The organism is Bradyrhizobium sp. Y36, assembly GCF_002531575.1.
GTDB lineage: Bacteria > Pseudomonadota > Alphaproteobacteria > Rhizobiales > Xanthobacteraceae > Bradyrhizobium.
Window position 1 is genome coordinate 122217 of the sequence record NZ_NWTI01000019.1, and the last position, 19264, is coordinate 141480.

The 19264-nt window shown below is 66.2% G+C and carries 17 protein-coding genes; 9 read left to right on the forward strand and 8 right to left on the reverse strand.

Features of this window, described 5'->3' with window-relative positions; genetic code table 11:
* Positions 1-19: 19 nt before the first annotated feature.
* The 8 genes from CO669_RS26935 to ku all read right to left on the reverse strand — a co-directional run bounded on the left by CO669_RS26935 (position 20) and on the right by ku (position 10185).
* Positions 20-2773 carry a beta strand repeat-containing protein gene (locus CO669_RS26935; RefSeq protein WP_097662971.1) on the reverse strand — a complete coding sequence of 918 codons (2754 nt, stop codon included), beginning with the start codon at positions 2771-2773 and terminating at the stop codon, positions 20-22.
* Between the two features lie 1219 nt (positions 2774-3992).
* Positions 3993-5588 carry an MBL fold metallo-hydrolase gene (locus CO669_RS26940; protein ID WP_097662972.1) on the reverse strand — a complete coding sequence of 532 codons (1596 nt, stop codon included), beginning with the start codon at positions 5586-5588 and terminating at the stop codon, positions 3993-3995.
* Complete coding sequence (locus tag CO669_RS26945) at positions 5585-6505, reverse strand: ribose-phosphate pyrophosphokinase (protein ID WP_097662973.1); 921 nt, start codon at positions 6503-6505, stop codon at positions 5585-5587. Before CO669_RS26945 ends, CO669_RS26940 begins: the two co-directional genes overlap by 4 nt.
* Positions 6502-8043, reverse strand: a complete 1542-nt coding sequence (locus CO669_RS26950) for a thymidine phosphorylase family protein (protein ID WP_097662974.1) — start codon at positions 8041-8043, stop codon at positions 6502-6504. The genes CO669_RS26945 and CO669_RS26950 overlap by 4 nt, the downstream gene beginning before the upstream one ends.
* Positions 8044-8195: 152 nt before the next feature.
* Positions 8196-8360, reverse strand: coding sequence for a Flp family type IVb pilin (locus CO669_RS26955; RefSeq protein WP_097662975.1), 165 nt, complete (start codon positions 8358-8360; stop codon positions 8196-8198).
* Between the two features lie 187 nt (positions 8361-8547).
* Positions 8548-8730 carry a hypothetical protein gene (locus tag CO669_RS26960; protein WP_097662976.1) on the reverse strand — a complete coding sequence of 61 codons (183 nt, stop codon included), beginning with the start codon at positions 8728-8730 and terminating at the stop codon, positions 8548-8550.
* A 159-nt stretch (positions 8731-8889) separates the two neighbouring features.
* Complete coding sequence (locus tag CO669_RS26965; protein WP_097662977.1) at positions 8890-9126, reverse strand: hypothetical protein; 237 nt, start codon at positions 9124-9126, stop codon at positions 8890-8892.
* A gap of 57 nt (positions 9127-9183) precedes the next feature.
* Positions 9184-10185, reverse strand: a complete 1002-nt coding sequence (gene ku, locus CO669_RS26970; RefSeq protein ID WP_097662978.1) for a non-homologous end joining protein Ku — start codon at positions 10183-10185, stop codon at positions 9184-9186.
* 236 nt (positions 10186-10421) lie between these two features.
* Here ku and CO669_RS36165 point away from each other — a divergent pair, with 236 nt between their 5' ends.
* From CO669_RS36165 to CO669_RS27010, 9 genes are all read left to right on the forward strand, one after another.
* A complete protein-coding gene (locus CO669_RS36165; RefSeq protein WP_174718932.1) occupies positions 10422-10577 on the forward strand; it encodes a hypothetical protein in 156 nt (51 codons plus the stop codon).
* 230 nt (positions 10578-10807) lie between these two features.
* Entirely contained in the window at positions 10808-11473 is a 666-nt protein-coding gene (locus tag CO669_RS26975; RefSeq protein ID WP_018315821.1) for a response regulator transcription factor, read from the forward strand.
* Positions 11474-11567: 94 nt separating this feature from the next.
* A complete protein-coding gene (locus CO669_RS26980) occupies positions 11568-12944 on the forward strand; it encodes an ATP-binding protein (protein ID WP_097662979.1) in 1377 nt (458 codons plus the stop codon).
* Between the two features lie 161 nt (positions 12945-13105).
* The gene (locus tag CO669_RS26985; protein ID WP_097662980.1) at positions 13106-14506 is read left to right on the forward strand and encodes a hypothetical protein; all 1401 of its coding nucleotides are present in this window, start codon (positions 13106-13108) and stop codon (positions 14504-14506) included.
* Positions 14507-14605: 99 nt separating this feature from the next.
* Positions 14606-14875 (forward strand): hypothetical protein, encoded by a 270-nt coding sequence (locus tag CO669_RS26990; RefSeq protein ID WP_097662981.1) that lies wholly within the window; start codon positions 14606-14608, stop codon positions 14873-14875.
* A gap of 131 nt (positions 14876-15006) precedes the next feature.
* Positions 15007-16110, forward strand: coding sequence for a c-type cytochrome biogenesis protein CcmI (gene ccmI / locus CO669_RS26995; RefSeq protein ID WP_097663025.1), 1104 nt, complete (start codon positions 15007-15009; stop codon positions 16108-16110).
* Between the two features lie 37 nt (positions 16111-16147).
* Positions 16148-16693: a cytochrome c maturation protein CcmE gene (gene ccmE / locus CO669_RS27000; protein ID WP_097662982.1), complete on the forward strand. Its 546-nt coding sequence runs from the start codon at positions 16148-16150 to the stop codon at positions 16691-16693.
* Positions 16690-18672 carry a heme lyase CcmF/NrfE family subunit gene (locus tag CO669_RS27005; protein ID WP_097662983.1) on the forward strand — a complete coding sequence of 661 codons (1983 nt, stop codon included), beginning with the start codon at positions 16690-16692 and terminating at the stop codon, positions 18670-18672. The genes ccmE and CO669_RS27005 overlap by 4 nt, the downstream gene beginning before the upstream one ends.
* Positions 18673-18676: 4 nt before the next feature.
* Positions 18677-19159 carry a cytochrome c-type biogenesis protein gene (locus CO669_RS27010; protein WP_097662984.1) on the forward strand — a complete coding sequence of 161 codons (483 nt, stop codon included), beginning with the start codon at positions 18677-18679 and terminating at the stop codon, positions 19157-19159.
* Positions 19160-19264 lie beyond the last annotated feature (105 nt).

The following is a 19264-nucleotide window of genomic DNA, read 5'->3' on the forward strand; positions in this document are numbered from 1 at the left end:
ATTTTTCGCCTTCGAACGCTCAGACCAGCGTGCCCGCGTGAAGGTTCGCGTGGGCGAGCAGGGACTGGATCACGACGTTGTCGCCGGGACCTCCGTCCAGCACGTCGAGGCCGCCGCCGCCGATCAGCACGTCGTCGCCGAGGCCGCCGAGCAGCGTATCGTTGCCGGCGCTGCCGATCAGCACGTCATCGCCCGCGCCGCCGTCGAAGACGAGATGCGGGCCGCCGGGACCGACGCCCGACGCCTCGATCACGTCGTCGCCGCCGAGGCCGTTGATGGTGATGGTGTCGTTGAAGTCGAAATTCTCGATCACGACCTGGCTTGCCAGGCCGTCGATCACCAGCGCGCCATTGCTGTTGAGCGACAGGGTAATGACGTCGTCGCCGCCGGTTCCGTTGATCACGATGTTGTCGGCCGCGCCGTCGCCGCCCGGAGTGCCGGGGTTACCGCCGAGGTCGACCTTCACCTGTGTCACGTCGGTGCCGCTCATGTCGCCGATCGTGATCTTGTCCGCGCCGCCGCGCGCATCGAACGCGATCGTCTCGACGCCGTGGGTGTCCATCGTGATGGCGGCGACGTCCCGCGTCAGCTCGGCGCGCGCGCCGTTGGCGAAGATATTGATGGTCTCGGCGATGTTGGCGCCGTTGAACAGCAGCGTGTCGCTGCCGGCCTGGCCCTCGACAATGTCGTTGTCGTCGCCGGGATTCCAGACGAAGGTGTCGTTGCCCGCGCCCATCAGCGCGACGTCGTTGCCGTCGCCGCCGTTGATGATGTCGTCGCCCTGGCTGCCGTGGATGGTGTCGTTGCCGAGCCCGCTGTTGATCGTCAGCTGCAGCACGCCGGCCGCAAGGCCGCTGGCGTCGATGACATCGTCGCCGCCAAGGCCGTTGAGCGTCAGCTGATCGGTCGCGTCCATTCCGGTCAGCTGGGTGGCCGCATGCAGGCCGAACACCGTCACGCCGCCGGCATTGCCGCTGACGCCGAACGTGTCGGCGCTCTGGGTGGCATCGACCGCGACGGTGTCGACGGCGCCGTCGGGCGTTGCCGTGGGACCTGCGAGGTCGATGTTCACGCGCGTCACGTCAGTCCCGGTCAGATCCCCGATCGTGACGTGATCGCTGCCGCCGAGCGCATGGATGTCGACGTGCTCGACCCCGTGCAAATCCATCGTGATGTTGGCGACGTCGCGCGTCAGCAAAGCGCGATCGCCGTTCGCCACGACGGACATGGTTTCCGCAATGCTGGCGCCGAAGAACCGCAAGCTGTCGACGCCGGTGCCGCCCTCGACGGTGTCGCTGCCGTCGCCGGGGTTCCACTGGAAGACGTCCGTGCCGGCACCCAGCAGCGCGACGTCGTTGCCGCGGCCGCCGATGACGACATCGTTGCCGTCGCCGCCGATCAGCGTGTCGTTGCCCCCGCTGCCGGTGATCGTGTCGTTGCCGGCCCCGCCATCGATGGTCAGTTGCACGATGCCCGCGGCCAGCATGGCCGCCGAGATCGTGTCGTTGCCGCCGAGGCCCTGGACGAGAAGTGCATCGTTCGCGCCTTCCGCGTTGGTGATGGCGACGGTGGCGGGCAACCCCGTGACCGCAACCGACGTGCCGGTGCCGGAGATCTCGACCGCGTTGGCGCTATTCGTGCCGACCAGCGTCACGATGTCGGCCGCACCGTCACCGGCGCCGCCTGATCCGAGATCGATGTTGACCTGCCTGACGTCCGTTCCGGCCAGGTTGTTGACCGCGATATTGTCGCTGCCGCCCTTGGCGTTGATCGTGACGGTTTCGATGCCGTCGAGGTCCATCGTGATGTTGGCGACATTGCGGGTGAGCAGCACATGGCCGCCATTGGCCGCGGACAGGGTGATGTCCTCGGCGATGTTTGCGCCATTGAAGAGAAGAGTGTCAGCTCCGGCCTGGCCGTCGACCTTGTCGCTGCCGTCGCCGGGATCCCACTGGAAGGTGTCGTTGCCGGCGCCGAGCAGGGCGGTGTCATTGCCCTGGTTGCCGTCGACGAAATCGTTGCCGTCACCGCCCAGCAGGCGGTCGGCGCCGTTGCCGCCGAGGATGGTGTCGTTGCCCGCCCCGCCGTCGATCGTCAGATTGATGAGCGCGGCGAGATTGCCGGAGGCGGTGATCACGTCGTCGCCGCCACCGGCATTGACCACAAGGTTCTCGGTGGTGCCGATGTCGAGCGAGAACGGTGCCGGATCGACCCGGTCGAAGCGCACCCGCGTGCCGTTGGCGGTGATGGCAAACGTCTCGCTGCCGTTGCCGCCGTTCACCTCGGCGGTGTCGATGCCTTCGCCGCCCTCCATCAGGTCGCTGTCGTCGCCGGGGTTCCAGATCATGCGGTCGTTGCCGGCTTCACCGAACATCTGGTCGTTGCCGTCGCCGCCGACCAGCACGTCGTTGCCGGCGCCGCCGAACAACAAATCGTTGCCACCCTTGCCGAGCAGCGTGTCGTTGCCGGACTGGCCGAACAGCATGTCGCCGCCGGACCCGCCGGTCAGCGTATCGTTGCCGGCACCGCCGAACAGGTTTGCGGCGGGCATCGCCCCATTGCTTTCGTCGATGGTGATGACGTCATTGCCGTCCAGGCCGAAAGCCTGGATCAATTTGGTATTGGCGACCGTGGCGGGGCCGCCTTTGACTGCGACCGCGCCATGGTTGACGACGATCGTCCCGGCCGCGTTGCGGCCCAGTGTGACCGTGTTGTTGTGGGCATTGCCAAGAACGGTGAGAATTCCGGCGGAAAAATTTGCTGTGACAGCCATATGCGCTTCTCGCTCTGCGTGATCGAAATAGGCCGTGCGGCGGTATCGTGACGCTTTCGCGATGCCGGGGCAGACGGCAAACGACATCGTCTTTAGGCCGGGACGCCGGTTCCAGCTTCGCTGAAGTCTTCGGACCGGCTCCTGTTTTTCTTGAGAACCGCTTGATTCTTGGGATCGTCAGTTCACGCAGTCGTGTTCGCCGTGGGCCCGGCCGATCTCACCTACAATTGGTTGTGCTGCCCGACAGGCAAAACACGCCAGCGCTGGGTCGAGATCTCCACCCAAAAATATTCGAATTTACAGAAGTTCGGTTTTGCCGTACAAGCCTTCGCATCCCGCCCGCCACGAGGGCGTTTCGCGATCGTCACGAAGCGCGGGCCGGGATGCGGTGGCCGCGACGGCGTCGGCGCGTGATGGTGCTGCAGGGCGGGGAAACCCGTGAGCAGCGGCAGGCGCGATACGACACGGCGCTGACAGCGTCTTCGAATGGTCTCGACGGTGAGCGCACGCCAGCCGTGGAGAACCCAGCGAAGATGTGCGCGGACGGAGAAGTCGTGTGGTCCTGACGCCCGGGGTCTGTGCGTCAAGGCTTGCGGTGATGCGGCAGCCAACCGGTGGCCACATCGATCACCCGCAAGGCGACGGGGGCAATAGTGCAGCGCTCCCCGAGGAGAGCACGAAGGACACCGTGAAAACCATCGCGCAGGGAAGGCCGGGCGACCGGCACACCTGTCGTCCACCCCGTGCGCGTTTCTTTCGCACACGCGGGACTTCGGGTGCCAGCCGGCGCCCGGCCTTCCCTGCGCCCTTGCTTTCAAAGGGTGCGAGACGAAAAGCAAAACTCGGGCAAAACCAGCCGCGAGAATGCGAAGGCATGTGCGGTGCCGTAGGATGGGTAGAGCACTTGCGAAACCCATCGTGTTTCAGCACGAAGATCATTGATGGGTTTCGCTTCGCTCTACCCATCCTACCAATCATCAGGGAACATCGGTCTCGTATCTCGGACGCAGCGCAGCAGCGCAAGAACGCTGCAGCGCGTTCGGGACACGAGAGAGGCGTGTTGATCCTGCGCTCGTTCCTCACACTCCGTCATTGCGAGCGAAGCGAAGCAATCCAGAGTCCCTCGGCGGAAAGACTCTGGATTGCTTCGTCGCAAGGGCTCCTCGCAATGACGGAGTCCGTTGAGGCGCCGACGCCCATTACTCCGACCGGCCTCCCGCTACGCCTTCTCCTCGAGCGCGCGGCGCAGCCTGCGAATGATCACGCCGCGGGCGCGGTCGTCGGCGGCGGCGCCGATCCGCTCGTTGATGTCGAGCATGAGCTCGGACATCTCGTTGTGCCAGTCGAGACGGGTGACGGCCTCCGGGGCGAGGCGGCGGCGATGATCGACGTCGCGCACGCGTGGTTCGGGCGCGGCGAGCTCGTAGATGTCGTCCAGCATCGGCTGGTAGACCTTGGCCGCCGGAATGATGCGTTCGGCGACGCGTGCGGCCAGGCCTGCAATCGCGCCTTCCTCGCCATGGACCAGGAACAGCCCGCGCGAGATGGGACGGCGGGCCGCGATCCAGCCGGTCATGCCGGCGCTGTCGGCATGACCCGAATATTCGTCGATCATGCGGATGCGGGCCGCGACCTTGATTTCCTCGCCCTGGATCCGCACGGCCTTGGTCCCGTTCTGCAGGAAACGGCCGAGCGTGCCGTTGGCCTGGAAGCCGGCGAGCAGCACGGTCGCGCGCTCGTTCCACAGCCAGCGCTTCAGATGATGGCGGATGCGGCCGGCGTCGCACATGCCGCTTGCCGCGATGATGATGTGGAAACCGGACAGGCGCATGATCGCCTTGCTCTCGTCCGCGGTCTCGGTGAATTTGAGATGCGGCGAGTTGAGCAGGCGCGCGGCATCGACGGACGGGTCGAGGCTCTCGGCATGGCGGCGGAACACTTCGGTGGCGCGGATCGCAAGCGGGGAATCCAGGAAGATCGGCGCGGTCGGAATCTCGCCGTGCTCCATGAGATCGACGAGATCGACGATCAGCTCCTGGGTGCGCTCGACCGCGAAGGCGGGCATCAGCAGCGCCCCGCCGGCGTTGGCTGCCTCGCGCACCTCGGCCGCGAGATGCTGGCGGCGAAGGGCAGGCGTCGTGGCTTCGCGCACCCGGTCGCCATAGGTCGATTCCGAGATGACGTAGTCGAAATCGGTCGGCGCCTCGGGATCGGGCTGCAACAGCTTGGCCTCGGGCCCGACGTCGCCGGAGAGCAGCACGCGCATCGGCCGTGCCGCACCCTGTTCGGCGATCTCGAGCTCGATCGAGGCCGAGCCGAGCAGATGGCCGGCGTTCCAGTAGCGCGCGCGGACGCCGGGGATGACGTCGGTCCAGCTTTCATAGTCGACGGCGCGAAACGATTGCAGCGAGGCGATCGCATCGGACTGCGTGTAGATCGGCTGAACCTCCTTGCGCCCCCGTGAGGCGTTGCGCCGGTTGAGCTGCGTCACTTCCGATTCCTGAATGCTGCCGGCGTCGGGCAGCATGTAGGAGCAGAGGTCGATGGTGCCGCGCGTCGCCAGGATCGGTCCCTCGAAGCCTGCGCGCACCAGTTTCGGCAACAGGCCGCTGTGGTCGATGTGGGCGTGCGTGAGCAGCACGGCGTCGATATCGGCGGGGCGGAACGGAAAGGCGCCGTAGTTGAGCTCCTTCAGCGTCTTCTGCCCCTGGAACAGGCCGCAATCGACCAGGAAGCGGCCGCCCGCGGTCTGAAACAGATAGCTCGAACCGGTCACGGTGCGGGCGGCGCCGCAGAATCGAACGGTGATGCTCATGGCGTCGTCTCCGGAGGCAGTGTCGTCGTCAGTTCGGACCGCAAGGCGGTTGCAAGACTCTCTGCGAGGAAAATGGCGTTGGTCGGATGTGGCACGCTGTCGGTCGAGCGAATCGACCGGATGCCGGCGCTGGCGAATGCGACGGTCATCGCGGGTGGAAACAGCGCATGCGTCACGACCGCATCGACCGCGGTGGCGCCCATCGCCGTCAGCGCCTTCGCCGCGGCGATCATCGTCGTTCCCGAGGACATGATGTCGTCCACCAGCAGCGCGGGCCGTCCCGACAGCAGGTCGGGATCGGCGAAGCTGATGGCAACGGAGTGATCGCCGTGCCGTGTCTTCTGCGCCACCGTGTGTCGCAGCTGCAGCCGGCTCGCGATGTCGCTCACCCACGGCTCGGACTCCATGTCGGGCCCGATCACGAGCGTTGCGGGATCGATGCCGCTGGTCGCCAGGGCCTTCGCGATCGCCGGCATCGCGGAGATGTTCTCCGCCTCGATGCCCGGAAAGACGGACCCGATGTCGGGGGTGCGGTGCAGATGCGCATCCACGGTGACGATTCGGTCGACCATGGTTGCAAGCAGAGTGCCCATGGCACGCTGGCTGATGGCTTCGCCCGGATGAAATGCAGCATCCTGCCGCATGTAGCAGAGATAGGGCGCGACCAGCACCAGCCGCTTGGCGCCGTTGCGTCGCAGCGCCTCCGCCGCGAACAGCAGGGTGATCAATTTGTCGTTGGGATGATCGAGCGGAGCATAGAGGATGGTGGTGTCGGTGGCCGGCGCGACGGCGACGCGCAGCTCGCCGTCCGGAAAGCGATGCACCGCGATCTCGGCGCAGGAAATCCCGAGCCGGGCTGCGAGTCGCTCCGCCGCGTCGCTGCCGCCCGGCAATGTCTGGAGCGCGATCGTGCTCACGGCGCCGACTTGCGTTGCGGGGCGCCGTGACCGTTGATGACGTAACCGGTCTCATCAGCGGCGGCATCGGCCGCCAGGTCGTGCTCGGGGCGGTCGAACGTGTAGACGCGATAGAGCGGCTCGCCCTGCTCCACGCGATCGCCGATCTTCTTGAACAGGCGGATGCCCGCGCCCTTGTCGAGCGGCGCGCCGGCGGTGCGGGCGAGGCGGTTCATGCGCAGGCAGTCGATCGCGGACACGGTGCCGTCATGCGCCGCCTTGACGTCGAAGCTGAGCGAGCCCAGCTCGGTGCTGCAGGTCGACGGGCCCTGGGCATCGATGATCTTCTGCATCTGCTTCAGCGCCGCGCCGCTGTCGAGCAATTCGCGCGCCCTCGCATAGCCGGCACCGCCGCGCAGCTTCGGATCGTATTCGAGGAGATGGGCGGCAAGCCGCAGCGATTTCTCGCGCAAATCGCGCGGCGCATCCTTGTCGTTGCCGAGCACGGCCATGACGTCATTGGCCTCGAGCACCGGCCCGATGCCGTTGCCGATCGGCTGGCTTCCGTCGGTCATGATCACCTCGACGGTGCGGCCGAAGCGGTCGCCGACGAATTCGAACAGCTTTCGCAGCCGCATCGCCTCGACGCCGCTGCTGACCTTCGCGGTCGGCCCGACCGGAATGTCGATCAACAGATGCGTCGAGCCCGCCGCGATCTTCTTGGACATGATGGAGGCGACCATCTGCTCGCGGGTGTCGAGGCTCAAGGGGCGCTCGACCGAGATCAGGACGTCGTCGGCCGGCGACAGGTTCACGTGCCCGCCCCAGATCAGGCAGCCGTTGCAGGCCGAGACGATCGCCTTCATCTCCTCGACGCCGACATTCACCCGCGCCAGCACTTCCATCGTGTCGGCCGTGCCCGCAGGCGAGGTGATGGCGCGCGAGGAGGTCTTGGGGATCGGCAGGCCGTGCGCGGCGACGATCGGCACCACCACCATCGAGGTGCGGTTGCCGGGAATGCCTCCGATGCAATGCTTGTCGACGACGACGGGCGTCGGCCACACCAATTGCGTGCCCGCCTGCGCCATCGCCCCGGTGAGGGCGAGCAGCTCGTCGCTGGTGATGAAGCTTGCCGAGCCGATCAGGAAGGCGGCGATCTCCATGTCGGAGTAGCGATAATGCGCGAGGTCGTTGATGATCGCGCCGATCTCGTCCCGGCTCAGCGTTCGCCCATGGATTTTCGCGCGCACCGCTTCGAGGCTCTCAGGGGGCGAGGCGGGCCTGACCGTGACCTGCGTGCCCGCGCCTTGCGCGAAGCGGTGGAATGCCGGTTCGGAGAGGCCGATCTCGTCCGGGGTGACCAGCGTGTCGTCGTCCGTGATCAGCAGCGTCGCCAGCAGGACCTTGTCGTCCTGGCGAAGCTCGACGCGGCTGAAGCCGCGGAAGATCTCGGCACGCAGCGCCTTCGATTGCCTGGAGAGGACGACGACGTTCTCGCGGCCGGTATCGAGGCGGACGCGGCGGATTTTCAGTTGGGAGTGTGGAAGCTCTGGATGCATGGACGGGCCGGCAGGGAGGAAACTCGGCCCCCATGCTTAGACGTCGCGGTCCCGGTACTGTTGACCCAGATCATGGCCGGCAAGACCGGCGGGCCGGTGCGCCATGGCAATATCGCCGATGCCGGATGGCCGCATCCGGCAGGGCCGGGCGGTTACTTCGTGGCGGCGTCGATCGAGTTGAACTTGTTGTTGAGCAGGGCGCCGCCCGTGCTGTTCACGACGGTGACGATCGCGAGCGCGATGCCGGCGGCGATCAGGCAATACTCGATAGCGGTGGCTGCTTGTTCGTCGGCAAGAAAGGACCTGAGCAATGCCATCGTCAACTCCCGTTCGTCAGTCCAATGTATGCGGCGCCGTTTGCGAAATGCAAAAATCGATTCACGAAGTCTTCGCCGGGGCGCGTCAAAGCACTGGCGCGCTAGCCCCGACCTCTGGCGTTATATGCTGCCATTCGTTGACTTAAGGTTTCGTCACTCGATTTGGCCGGATTTGACAGGGTCTTTTTCAGGACCCGGCCGGGCCGCCGGGCGCGGACTTGCCGGGGCGCCTCAGAACGGCGGCGAGGCGGCTGGCCAGATAGCTCATCACGTGCGGCTGCGATCGCATAGCGCCGTCGGTGAGGCGCTCGTCATCGGTCGTGTCGCTGACGAGGCCGATATAATTCTTCCTGGCGTCCTGCTTCTGCATGGCGTGCCAACCCTGGTCCAATCGAGGGCGGGACCTTGGTCGGTGCAAAGGCAATCAACGGTTAATTTTGTCTTCCGTAGGACTACGCGGTGGCGCAACGGAGATCGCCGAAAACGAGGTCGCCGTTTACGGATTGTTGAGGCTAAGGACCGGCCGGGCTTATTTGCGGTCCGCGTCCGCGTTCAGCGCTCGCAACATCGCGATGCGGGCGAACATCGTCCAGCCGCCGCCTTGCTCCGCCGCGTTGATCAGGGTCTCGATCGCGGTCTGCCAGTGGTGCGCGTGCTGCACGTCCTCGGGCAGCTGCATGATGTGATCGGCCGCCTGCTGCAGAGTTTGCAGCCGGCGTCCGCCACGCAAAGAAATCGGATCGTCGAATGCCGCCGACCAGGGCATGTCAGGCCGGCCGACGGGTGCGGGGAGGCGTCACGGTGCGATCGCGCCTGCGTGCCGCTAGCCTGCCTTCTTCGCCCGCGCCGGCGCGCGGACCGGCTTGTCGGCGGCCTTCCTGGGCGTGGTCGCCGCCTTCGCCGCGGCCTCCTTGCCGCCCTTGCCGGAGATCGGCAGCAGCATCTCGCGCTGGCCCTCGACGCGCTTCTTCGGCTTTTTGGCCTTGGTCGCCTTGACGGTCTCCTTGGCGGTCTCCTTGGCAATTTTCGCCGCGGGCGCGGTGTCCTTCTCGCTTGCGATGCTCTTCTTCAGGGCGTCCATCAGGTTGATGACGTTGCCGCCGCTCTTCGGCGTCGCCTTGGCCGCGATCGGCGTCCCGGCTCGCTTCTTGTTGATGAGATCGATCAGCGCGGTCTCGTAATGATCCTCGAACAGCTCGGGCTCGAACGCGCCGGACTTCTTCTCGACGATGTGCCTGGCAAGGTCGAGCATGTCCCTGGTCAGCTTCACGTCCTGGATGTCGTCGAAATATTCAGCCTCGCTGCGGACCTCGTAGGGGTAGCGCAGCAGCGTGCCCATCAGGCCGGTCTCGAGCGGCTCGAGCGCGATGATGTGCTCGCGGTTGGTCAGCACCACGCGGCCGATCGCGACCTTGTCCATGCTGCGGATGGTCTCGCGGATCACCGCATAGGCGTCGTGGCCGACCTTGCCGTCCGGCACGAGATAATAGGGACGGATCAGGTAGCGGTTGTCGATGTCGGCCTTCGGCACGAACTCGTCGATCTCGATCGTGTGCGTGGAGTCGAGCGCGATGTCGTCGAGCTCGTCCTTGGTGACCTCGATATAGGTGTCGGTGTCGACCTTGTAGCCCTTGACGATGTCCTCGGAGGTGACCTCGTCACCGGTCTCGGCGTCGACCTTGAGGTACTTGATGCGGTGCCCGGTCTTGCGGTTGATCTGGTTGAAGGAGACCTTCTCGGTATCCGACGTTGCGGGATACAGCGCGACCGGACAGGTCACGAGCGACAAACGCAGAAAACCCTTCCAATTGGCGCGGGGGGCCATGGGCTACTCCAAACGCAACAGAGGACAACGTCCCAGAATACCATCGGGGAACAACGAATCATAGCAAGGCCGGTCGTTGAATTCGCCAACTGCGTTAACTGGTCGCCCGGCCTTGGGTTGCGGCCCGATCGGCCGGCCAACGGCCGGAACATCACATCGGATCGAGCGTTGGCTCCGGACACAGGGCTGCGAGAGGTCGCGGTCATCGGAGGCGACACGCAGAGATTGAGGGCATCATGGCGACCACACGAGAGCAGCATCAGATCGTCGAAACGGCAACCGAGGCGCGTCAGGGCGAACCTGGACCGTCCGTTGCCGCACTGCTCGCCATCTCGACCGGGCTTGCGATCCTGATTCTCGCCGTCATCTGGTTCGTGTTCTTCCGGACCTGACGACCGAATTCACGGGAAGGGCGGACCTTCCAAGGCGCCGCTTGAGGCGGCACATTGCGCCCGTTCTGCTGCCGGCTCGTCCGGTCGCAGGGCGGGCGTAGTCGCGTTGGCGGCCAACACATCGTATATGACCAAAAAGTAACGCAGGCGGTTCCCGGCGTTCATATTCAGTTCACGCCGGAATTGCTCATCTGGTGTGGTGTTGATGCAGTCGATTTCTGGAGAGAAGCGTGCGCCTGCTCGTTGTTGAGGACGACCCCGATCTCAATCGCCAGCTCACCAAGGCGCTGACCGACGCCGGCTATGTCGTCGATCGTGCCTTCGATGGAGAGGAGGGGCATTATCTCGGCGACAACGAGCCGTATGATGCCGTGGTGCTCGACATCGGCCTGCCGAAGAAGGACGGCATCTCGGTGCTCGAGGCCTGGCGCCGCAACGGCCGCACCATGCCGGTGCTGATCCTCACCGCCCGCGACCGCTGGAGCGACAAGGTCCAGGGCTTCGACGCCGGCGCCGACGATTACGTCGCAAAGCCGTTCCACCTCGAGGAGGTGCTGGCGCGCATCCGTGCGCTGCTGCGCCGCTCGACCGGTCATGCCCAGAGCGAGCTCTCCTGCGGCCCCGTCACGCTCGACACCAGGACCGGCCGGGTCAGCGTCTCGGGCAATCCGGTCAAGATGACTTCGCACGAATATCGGCTTCTGGCCTACCTCATGCACCATTCCGGGCGCGTGGTGTCGCGCACCGAGCTGGTCGAGCACCTCTATGACCAGGACTTCGACCGCGACTCCAACACGATCGAGGTGTTCGTCGGCCGCATCCGCAAGAAGCTCGACGTCGACATCATCCAGACCGTCCGTGGCCTCGGCTATCTCCTGACCCCGCCGGCCGCCTGAGGCGTTCCGGGGCTTGACGGGCAGCCCGACAGGGGCCTTGGTCCGGTCATGACCTCCGACGCCCTGCGACCCTGCGCCTCCCGGGATCGTTCCGATGGCCGCTAGCTCACTTGCGAACCGACTGTTCCTGTCGGCGACCGCCTGGCTCGTGGTGATCCTGGCCATCACCGGCGTGGTGCTGTCGTCGGTCTACAAGAACGCCACCGAGCGCGCCTTCGACCGCCGGCTCAATCTCTATCTGCGCACCCTGATCGCCGAGGTCGCCACCCCCGACGAGCCGCCGGACCGGCAGTTCCAGTCGCTGGGCGAGCCGCTGTTCGAACTGCCGCTGTCGGGCTGGTACTGGCAGATCACGCGCACCGACACCGAGAAGCCGGAGGTGCGCTCGTCGCGCTCGCTCTGGGACAAGAAGCTGCCGAAGCTGGAAGAGCAGGGCTCCGAGCTCACCGCCGCCGGCATCCGCCTGGCCTATGTCGACGGGCCCGAGGGGCAGAATTTACGCATGGTCGAGCGGCCGGTCGATCTCGGCGCCGACGGCAAGTTTCTGGTCAGCGTCGCCGGCGACGACACCGAGATCTTCGACGAGACGCGCAGCTTCGACTATTACCTCGGCGGCACCTTCACCGCGCTCGGCATCGTGCTCCTGCTGACGACCGTATTCCAGGTCCGCTTTGGCCTCGCGCCGCTCAAGCGCATCTCGGAATCGATTGCCGACATCCGTTCGGGGCGGGCGGAGCGGCTCGAGGGCGAATTCCCGGTCGAGATCGCGCCTTTGGCGCGCGAGACCAACGCGCTGATCGACGCCAATCGCGAGATCGTCGAGCGCGCGCGCACCCATGTCGGCAATCTCGCCCATGCGATCAAAACGCCGCTCTCGGTCATCGTCAACGAGGCCGGCAGCCATGCGGCCGAGCCATTCGCGGCGAAGGTGATGGAGCAGGCGGATGTGATGCGCGACCAGCTCGCCCATCACCTGGAGCGTGCCCGCATCGCGGCGCGTGTCTCGATCGTCGCGACCGTGACGGACGTGGCGCCCGCCATCGAGGCGCTGCGGCGGACCATGGAGAAGATCCATCGCGACCGCGGCATCGTGGTCGAAGCCAAGGCCGATCCGTCGGCCAAATTCCGCGGCGAGCGCCAGGACCTGGAGGAGATGGTCGGCAATCTCGTCGACAATGCCTGCAAATGGGCGGCCTCGCGCGTCTTTGTCGAGGTCCTCGTGGAGACGCCGCCCCAGGCGGGGGGCGGCCCGCGGCTACGGATCATCGTCGATGACGACGGCCGCGGCCTGTCGGAGGCCGAGCGCGCCCAGGTCTCCCGGCGCGGCCAGCGGCTCGATGAATCCAAACCCGGCTCGGGGCTGGGCCTGTCGATCGTGACCGATCTCGCCGCGCTCTATGGCGGCAACCTCTCGCTCGGCGGTGCGCCGACCGGCGGCCTGCGCGCCGAACTGGTTCTTCCGGGAGTGTAACACATTGCCAAAACTTGGCTTTTTGTCCTCGCTGAGGCCCCGGTCCAGGCCGGGTGAAGGGATTCGGTCGCACTTGCTAAACGGCTTCTTAAGTGGGGCCCTCCTATGATCGCACCGGACCCATCCCATGTCCGCCATTTTACCGTGCATTACCCGGGCGCATGAGCCAGACATCGATCGAGCGGCTGAGGGAATATCTCGCGCAGCTCCCGCCGCAGTCGCAGGCGCTGCTGATGCGGGAGTTCGAGCGTGCGCTCGAGCGCGGCCAGGACACGGCCGTGGCGACCCTCGTGCTCGAGCAGTTGCGCAAGATCGTCCGCAAGAGCGAGGCGGATGAGGCCCCGCCGCCGCGCACGGACGATCTGTCGCGGCTGCTGTTCCAGGTGCTGGAACCGTTCCTGGTCGAAGCCGGCGTCCCGACACGGGTCGGCCAGATCCGCCGCTCCTCGCTGCAGCCGATCTGGCAATGGCTCGGCCGCGACGGTGCGCCGGCCAAGGTGAATGAATTCGAGGCCGCGCTGGCGCGGATGCCGGCCGACAGTGCCGGGCAGATCGATGCGCTGGCACAGAAGCTCCAGGCGGTGGCTGCCGATGCCATTTTCGAGCTGACGGGTCCCGGCGGCGGCGACAAGTCGCGCGCGCTGGCCCGGGTCGGCCCGCCCAACGTGATCGAGGACCTCTATTCGATCGGAGCGGTGCTGCAGGTCCGGGAAGCCATCGCCAGCCTGATCGAGAAGCTGCCGCGCACCTTGCGCGCTTTCGGCGATTCCCAGATCGCCTCGGTGACGTCTGCGCTCAACATTCCGGTGCTGCAGACCCCGCAGATGTTGCCCTTCGCGCTGTCGATCGTGGCGCAGCGGATGACCGCGCCGTGGCAGATCATTCGCCTCGCCGTCAAGATTGCCGCCTCCGACGACGAGATCCGCGTCGCGGCGACGCCCTATGGCGTCGCGGTCACGATGGCGCTGCATGATCTGTCCTGCGTCGCCGCCGCCTTGCGCATGGACATCAAGCGCGGCCATTTCGACAACGTCGCCGGCAATCTCAAGACGTTGCACGACGGCGTCCGGGGCCTGCGCACCGAGCTCGACCTGCGCAACGATTCCGCCTGGGGCAAGCAGCTGACCTCGATCCGGGCCGACATCTCCAATGCGCTGCAATCCGAGATCGACAGCGTTCCCGGCCGCGTCCGCCGCATCCTGCGCCAGCGCCCCGAGAAGGACATTCCGCCGGGCGCGCGGATCGACGCCACCGAGGTCGAGGAAACGGCGGCGCTGATCGATTTCGTCGCGACCTGCCGCAATTATGCGAGCGAGCTTGCGATCAACGAGGTGACGCTGCGCACCTATTCCGACCTCCAGCAATATGTCGAACGCTCGACCGAGCAGCTGGTGCAATCTCTGCGCGCCGCCGATCACAAGGTCCGCACCTACAGGCAGCAGCAGGTGCAGGCCGCGATTCGCTTCTGCCAGGTGCTGTTCGGTGATGACTATGCCTCGCTGATGAGTCGGGCGGCGGAGAACGCAGCGACCGGCGAGCGCAAATCGTCGCGGGCAAGCTGATCCAGGCGCATATTTTTGTGATCACAATTTGAGGTTGACGGTGCAGGTCGCGCACCGTACGGTCCCGTGCAAGTCCGGGGAACTTCTATTTGTGGGCGCATGAAACCCGTTATCAGCTCCATCGAAATTGAGAACCGCGTCATCGTTGCCAAGTATCAAAGACTGATGGTCGGCGCCAAAGTGGTGCTGGTCGAGAAGGCAAGCGGTCGGCAAGTGTCCGAGACGATCACGAGGGTTGCGTCGCCGGTTCCCGTCGGTGCGCTGCGCATCAGACTGCCGGATGTGGTCGCGCCGGGAACATACTTCCTGCGGGCCTTCAACGGCCACGGCGAGGACGCCGCGCAAAGTGCGGATTTCGAGATCGGCTAAGCCGTTGGATTTTCACCGTTTCACGACTGCATGCGGTCGCGACGAATTGACAATTGTCAATTGCCGCATCGTCCGGCCGTGGTGTAAAGCCACCTATGGGCGCGGTTTGCGCGCTGCCGGAAGCTTGCCAGATGACGCTATGGTTCGTGTTCGCGCTGATGACGGTCGCGGCGATTTTCGCCGTGCTCTTGCCGCTTGGCCGTAAAGAGCGCGCGCAAGTTCAGGGCAGCGAGGTCGTGGTTTACAAGGACCAGCTGGCCGAGATCGAGCGTGATCTCGCCGCGGGCCTGATCCCCGCGCCGGACGCGGAGGCCGCGCGCGTCGAGATCAGCCGCAGGCTGCTCGCCGCGGCCGCCAGCGAGCCCGAGGTGGCGCCGCAGTCGAATCTCAAATGGCGCCGCGCCGCGGCCGTGGTGGCGCTCGCGGGCCTGCCGCTCGTCGCGGCCGGCGTCTACATGCCGCTCGGCTCGCCCAAGCTTCAGGACTTTCCGCTGGCGCAACGGGAGCGCGCGCCGGGCAAGGCGCAGTCGCTCGAGAATCTCGTCGAGCAGGTCCAGCAGCACCTGGAGAAGAATCCGACCGACGGGCGCGGCTGGAACGTGCTTGCGCCGGTGCTGGAGCGGCTCGGCCGTTTCGACGAGGCGGTGCGCGCCTATCGCAACTCACTCGCCTATAATGGCGAGAGCGCGGAGCGCCGGTCCGATCTCGGCGAAGCGATCTCGGCCGCCGCCGGCGGTGTGGTGACCGCCGAGGCCAAGACCGAATTCGAGCGCGCGCACGCCCTGAACGCCGACGATCCCAAGGCGAACTACTTCCTGGGCCTTGCCGCGGAGCAGGACGGCCGCAAGGACGATGCAGCCAATATCTGGCGCGCGCTGCTTGCGAAGGCGCCCGCGGATGCGCCGTGGCGTGCCCTGGTGCAGGCCTCGCTGGTGCGCGTTGCCGGCGGGACGATGCCGGCGCTGTCGGACGAGACGATCGCCGCTTCCAAGGACATGGCCGAGGGTGATCGCAACGCGATGGTGCGCGGAATGGTCGATCGTCTGGCCACCCGCTTGAAGCAGAACGGCGACGACGTCGATGGTTGGCTGCGCCTGGTGCGCGCCTATCTCGTGATGGGCGACCGGGACAAGGCGATGGGGGCATCGGCCGATGCCCGGCAGGCCGTTGCCAGCGATGCGGAGCGGCTTCGCCAGCTCAATGACGGCCTCAAGACTCTCGGGCTCGGCGGATGACGATGTCGGGACGAGAGCAGCGGAGAACGGACACGCCATGACGCGCAAGCAGCGACGTATGACCATCATCGGCGGCTCGCTCGCCGTGCTCGCGCTCGCGGCCGCGCTGGTGCTCAACGCACTGCGCGACTCCATCGTGTTCTTCTCCACCCCGACCATGGTCGCCGAGAAGCACGTCGAGCCCGGCAAGCGGTTTCGCCTCGGTGGGCTGGTGCAGCCCGGCTCGCTCCATCGCGGCGACAATCTCGCGGTGACCTTCGAGGTCGCCGACGGCAACGCCAAGCTGCCGGTGGCCTACAAGGGCATCCTGCCCGACCTGTTCCGCGAGGGGCAGGGCGTCGTCGCCGAAGGCGCGCTCGATGCGAATGGCGTGTTCAAGGCCGATACCGTGCTTGCCAAGCACGACGAGACCTACATGCCGAAGGACGTCGCGGATGCCCTGAAGAAGCAGGGGCACTGGAAGGACGATTACGGCGGCAAGCCCGCTGACAGCGGCAAGCCTTCCAACAACGGCAAGACGTCCGACGCGGGCAAGCCCGTCGCGACGACGGCGCAGGGCAATCCGCAGGGAGCAGTGCGGTGATCGCAGAATCCGGACATTACGCGCTGGTGCTGGCGCTTGGGCTCGCACTGATCCAGTCGATCGTGCCGCTGATCGGCGCGCGACTGCGCGACGCCGCGCTGATGAACGTGGCGCGCTCCACGGCGCTGGCCCAGCTCCTGTTCGTCGGCGCCTCGTTCACGGCTCTCGTGATGCTGCACGTGAACTCGGACTTCTCCGTCGCCAACGTCTACGAGAATTCCCACTCGATGAAGCCGTTGCTCTACAAGATCACCGGCGTCTGGGGAAACCATGAAGGCTCGATGCTGTTGTGGGTGTCGATCCTCGCGCTGTTCGGGGGGCTGGTCGCGGCCTTCGGCAACAATCTGCCGCTGTCGCTGCGCGCGCACGTGCTCGCGGTGCAGGCCTGGGTCGCCAGCGCCTTCTATCTTTTCATCCTCGTGACCTCGAATCCGTTCCTGCGCATCGCGACCCCGCCGATCGAGGGGCGCGATCTCAATCCGGTGCTCCAGGACATCGGGCTCGCCGTGCATCCGCCGATGCTCTATCTCGGCTATGTCGGCTTCTCGATCTCGTTCTCCTTCGCGATCGCGGCGCTGATGGAAGGACGGATCGATGCGGCCTGGGCGCGCTGGGTGCGGCCGTGGACGCTGGTCGCCTGGATCTTCCTGACGCTCGGCATCGCCATGGGCTCGTACTGGGCCTATTACGAGCTCGGCTGGGGCGGCTGGTGGTTCTGGGATCCGGTCGAGAACGCCTCGCTGATGCCGTGGCTCTCCGGCACCGCGCTGCTGCATTCGGCGCTGGTCATGGAGAAGCGCAACGCGCTGAAGGTCTGGACCATCCTGCTCTCGATCCTGACCTTTTCGCTGTCGCTGCTCGGCACCTTCCTGGTGCGCTCGGGTGTCATCACCTCCGTGCACGCCTTCGCCACCGACCCCACCCGCGGTGTGTTCATCCTGCTGATCCTCTGCCTGTTCATCGGCGGCAGCCTGTCGCTGTTCGCCGGGAGAGCCACCTCGTTGAAGCAGGGCGGCCTGTTCGCGCCGATCTCGCGCGAGGGGGCGCTGGTCCTGAACAATCTGCTGCTCACCGTCGCCTGCGCGGTCGTGCTGTTCGGCACGCTCTATCCGCTGGCGATGGAGATGCTCGCCGACTTCAAGATGTCGGTCGGTGCGCCCTTCTACAATCTCACCTTCGCGCCGCTGTTCGCCCTGTTGCTGCTTGCCGTGCCGTTCGGGCCGATGCTGGCGTGGAAGCGCGGCGATCTGCTCGGCGTGACGCAGCGCCTGCTGGCTGCGGGCGTCGCCGGACTCGTCGCCGTCGCCATCGCCTGGGGCTGGGCGAGCGGTGGCAGCACGCTGGCGCCGCTTGCGATCGGGCTCGGCATCTTCGTCATCGCCGGCGCCGTCACCGACATCGTCGAACGCACCGGTCTCGTACGGCTGCCGTTCGCGACGGTGCTGCACCGGGCCCGCGGCCTGCCGCGCTCGGCCTGGGGCACGGCGTTCGCGCATGCCGGCCTCGGCGTGGCGCTGATCGGGATCGTCTGCGAGACCACCTGGAACAGCGAATTTATCGCGACGATGAAGCAGAACGACGTCGCAGAGATCGCCGGCTTCGACGTCAAGCTCGACGGCTTGCTGCAGCGTCAGGGCCCGAACTATCGCGAGATGATCGCCCAGTTCAACGTCAGCCGCGACGGCCAGCCCCTCAGCGTCATGACGCCCTCCAAGCGCAGCTTCACCACCCGCGGCTCGTCGACCACCGAGGCGGCGCTGCTGACGCGCGGTGCGAGCCAGCTCTACATCTCGCTCGGCGATGCCACGGCCGAGGGCGCCATTGCCGTGCGCATCTACTACAAGCCGATGGTGCTCATGATCTGGTGGGGGCCGGTGCTGATGGCGTTCGGTGGCGTGCTGTCGCTGTCCGACCGGCGCCTGCGGGTTGGCGCGCCGAAGCCGGCGCGGGCCAAGCAGCGCCTCCAGCCGGCGGAGTGATCCGATGCGTCGGATGATGGTTGCGTTCATCGCTCTGATGCTGCTGGCCGTGCCGGCGGCTCACGCGGTGCAGCCCGACGAGATCATGGCCGATCCCGCCAAGGAAGCGCGTGCGCGCGAGCTGTCGCGCGAGTTGCGCTGCATGGTCTGCCAGAACCAGTCGATCGACGATTCCGATGCGCCGCTGGCGCGCGACCTGCGTCTGCTGGTGCGCGAGCGTATCGGCGCCGGCGACAGCAACTCGCAAGTGCTCGACTTCCTGGTCGCGCGCTACGGCGAGTTCGTGCTGCTCAAACCGCGCTTCGAGGCTCAGACTCTGCTGCTGTGGCTGCTCGGGCCGCTGCTGCTGATCGGCGGCGGCGTGGCACTGTGGCTGCAGATCCGGCGCCGCGCCCGCAGCGGTGTCGATGTACCAGCGCCACCGCTCACGCCCGACGAACAGGCGAAGCTTGCGGCGCTGATGTCGGACGAAGCCAAATCTCCCTAGCGAGCGACGTCGTCCTGGTTACGTATTGCTACGTAGGCCGCCGTCCCGCTGCCGCGTGGTTCATGGTATCTTGACCTTTGTCTGGAAGCTTGTCGCGAGCTTCGA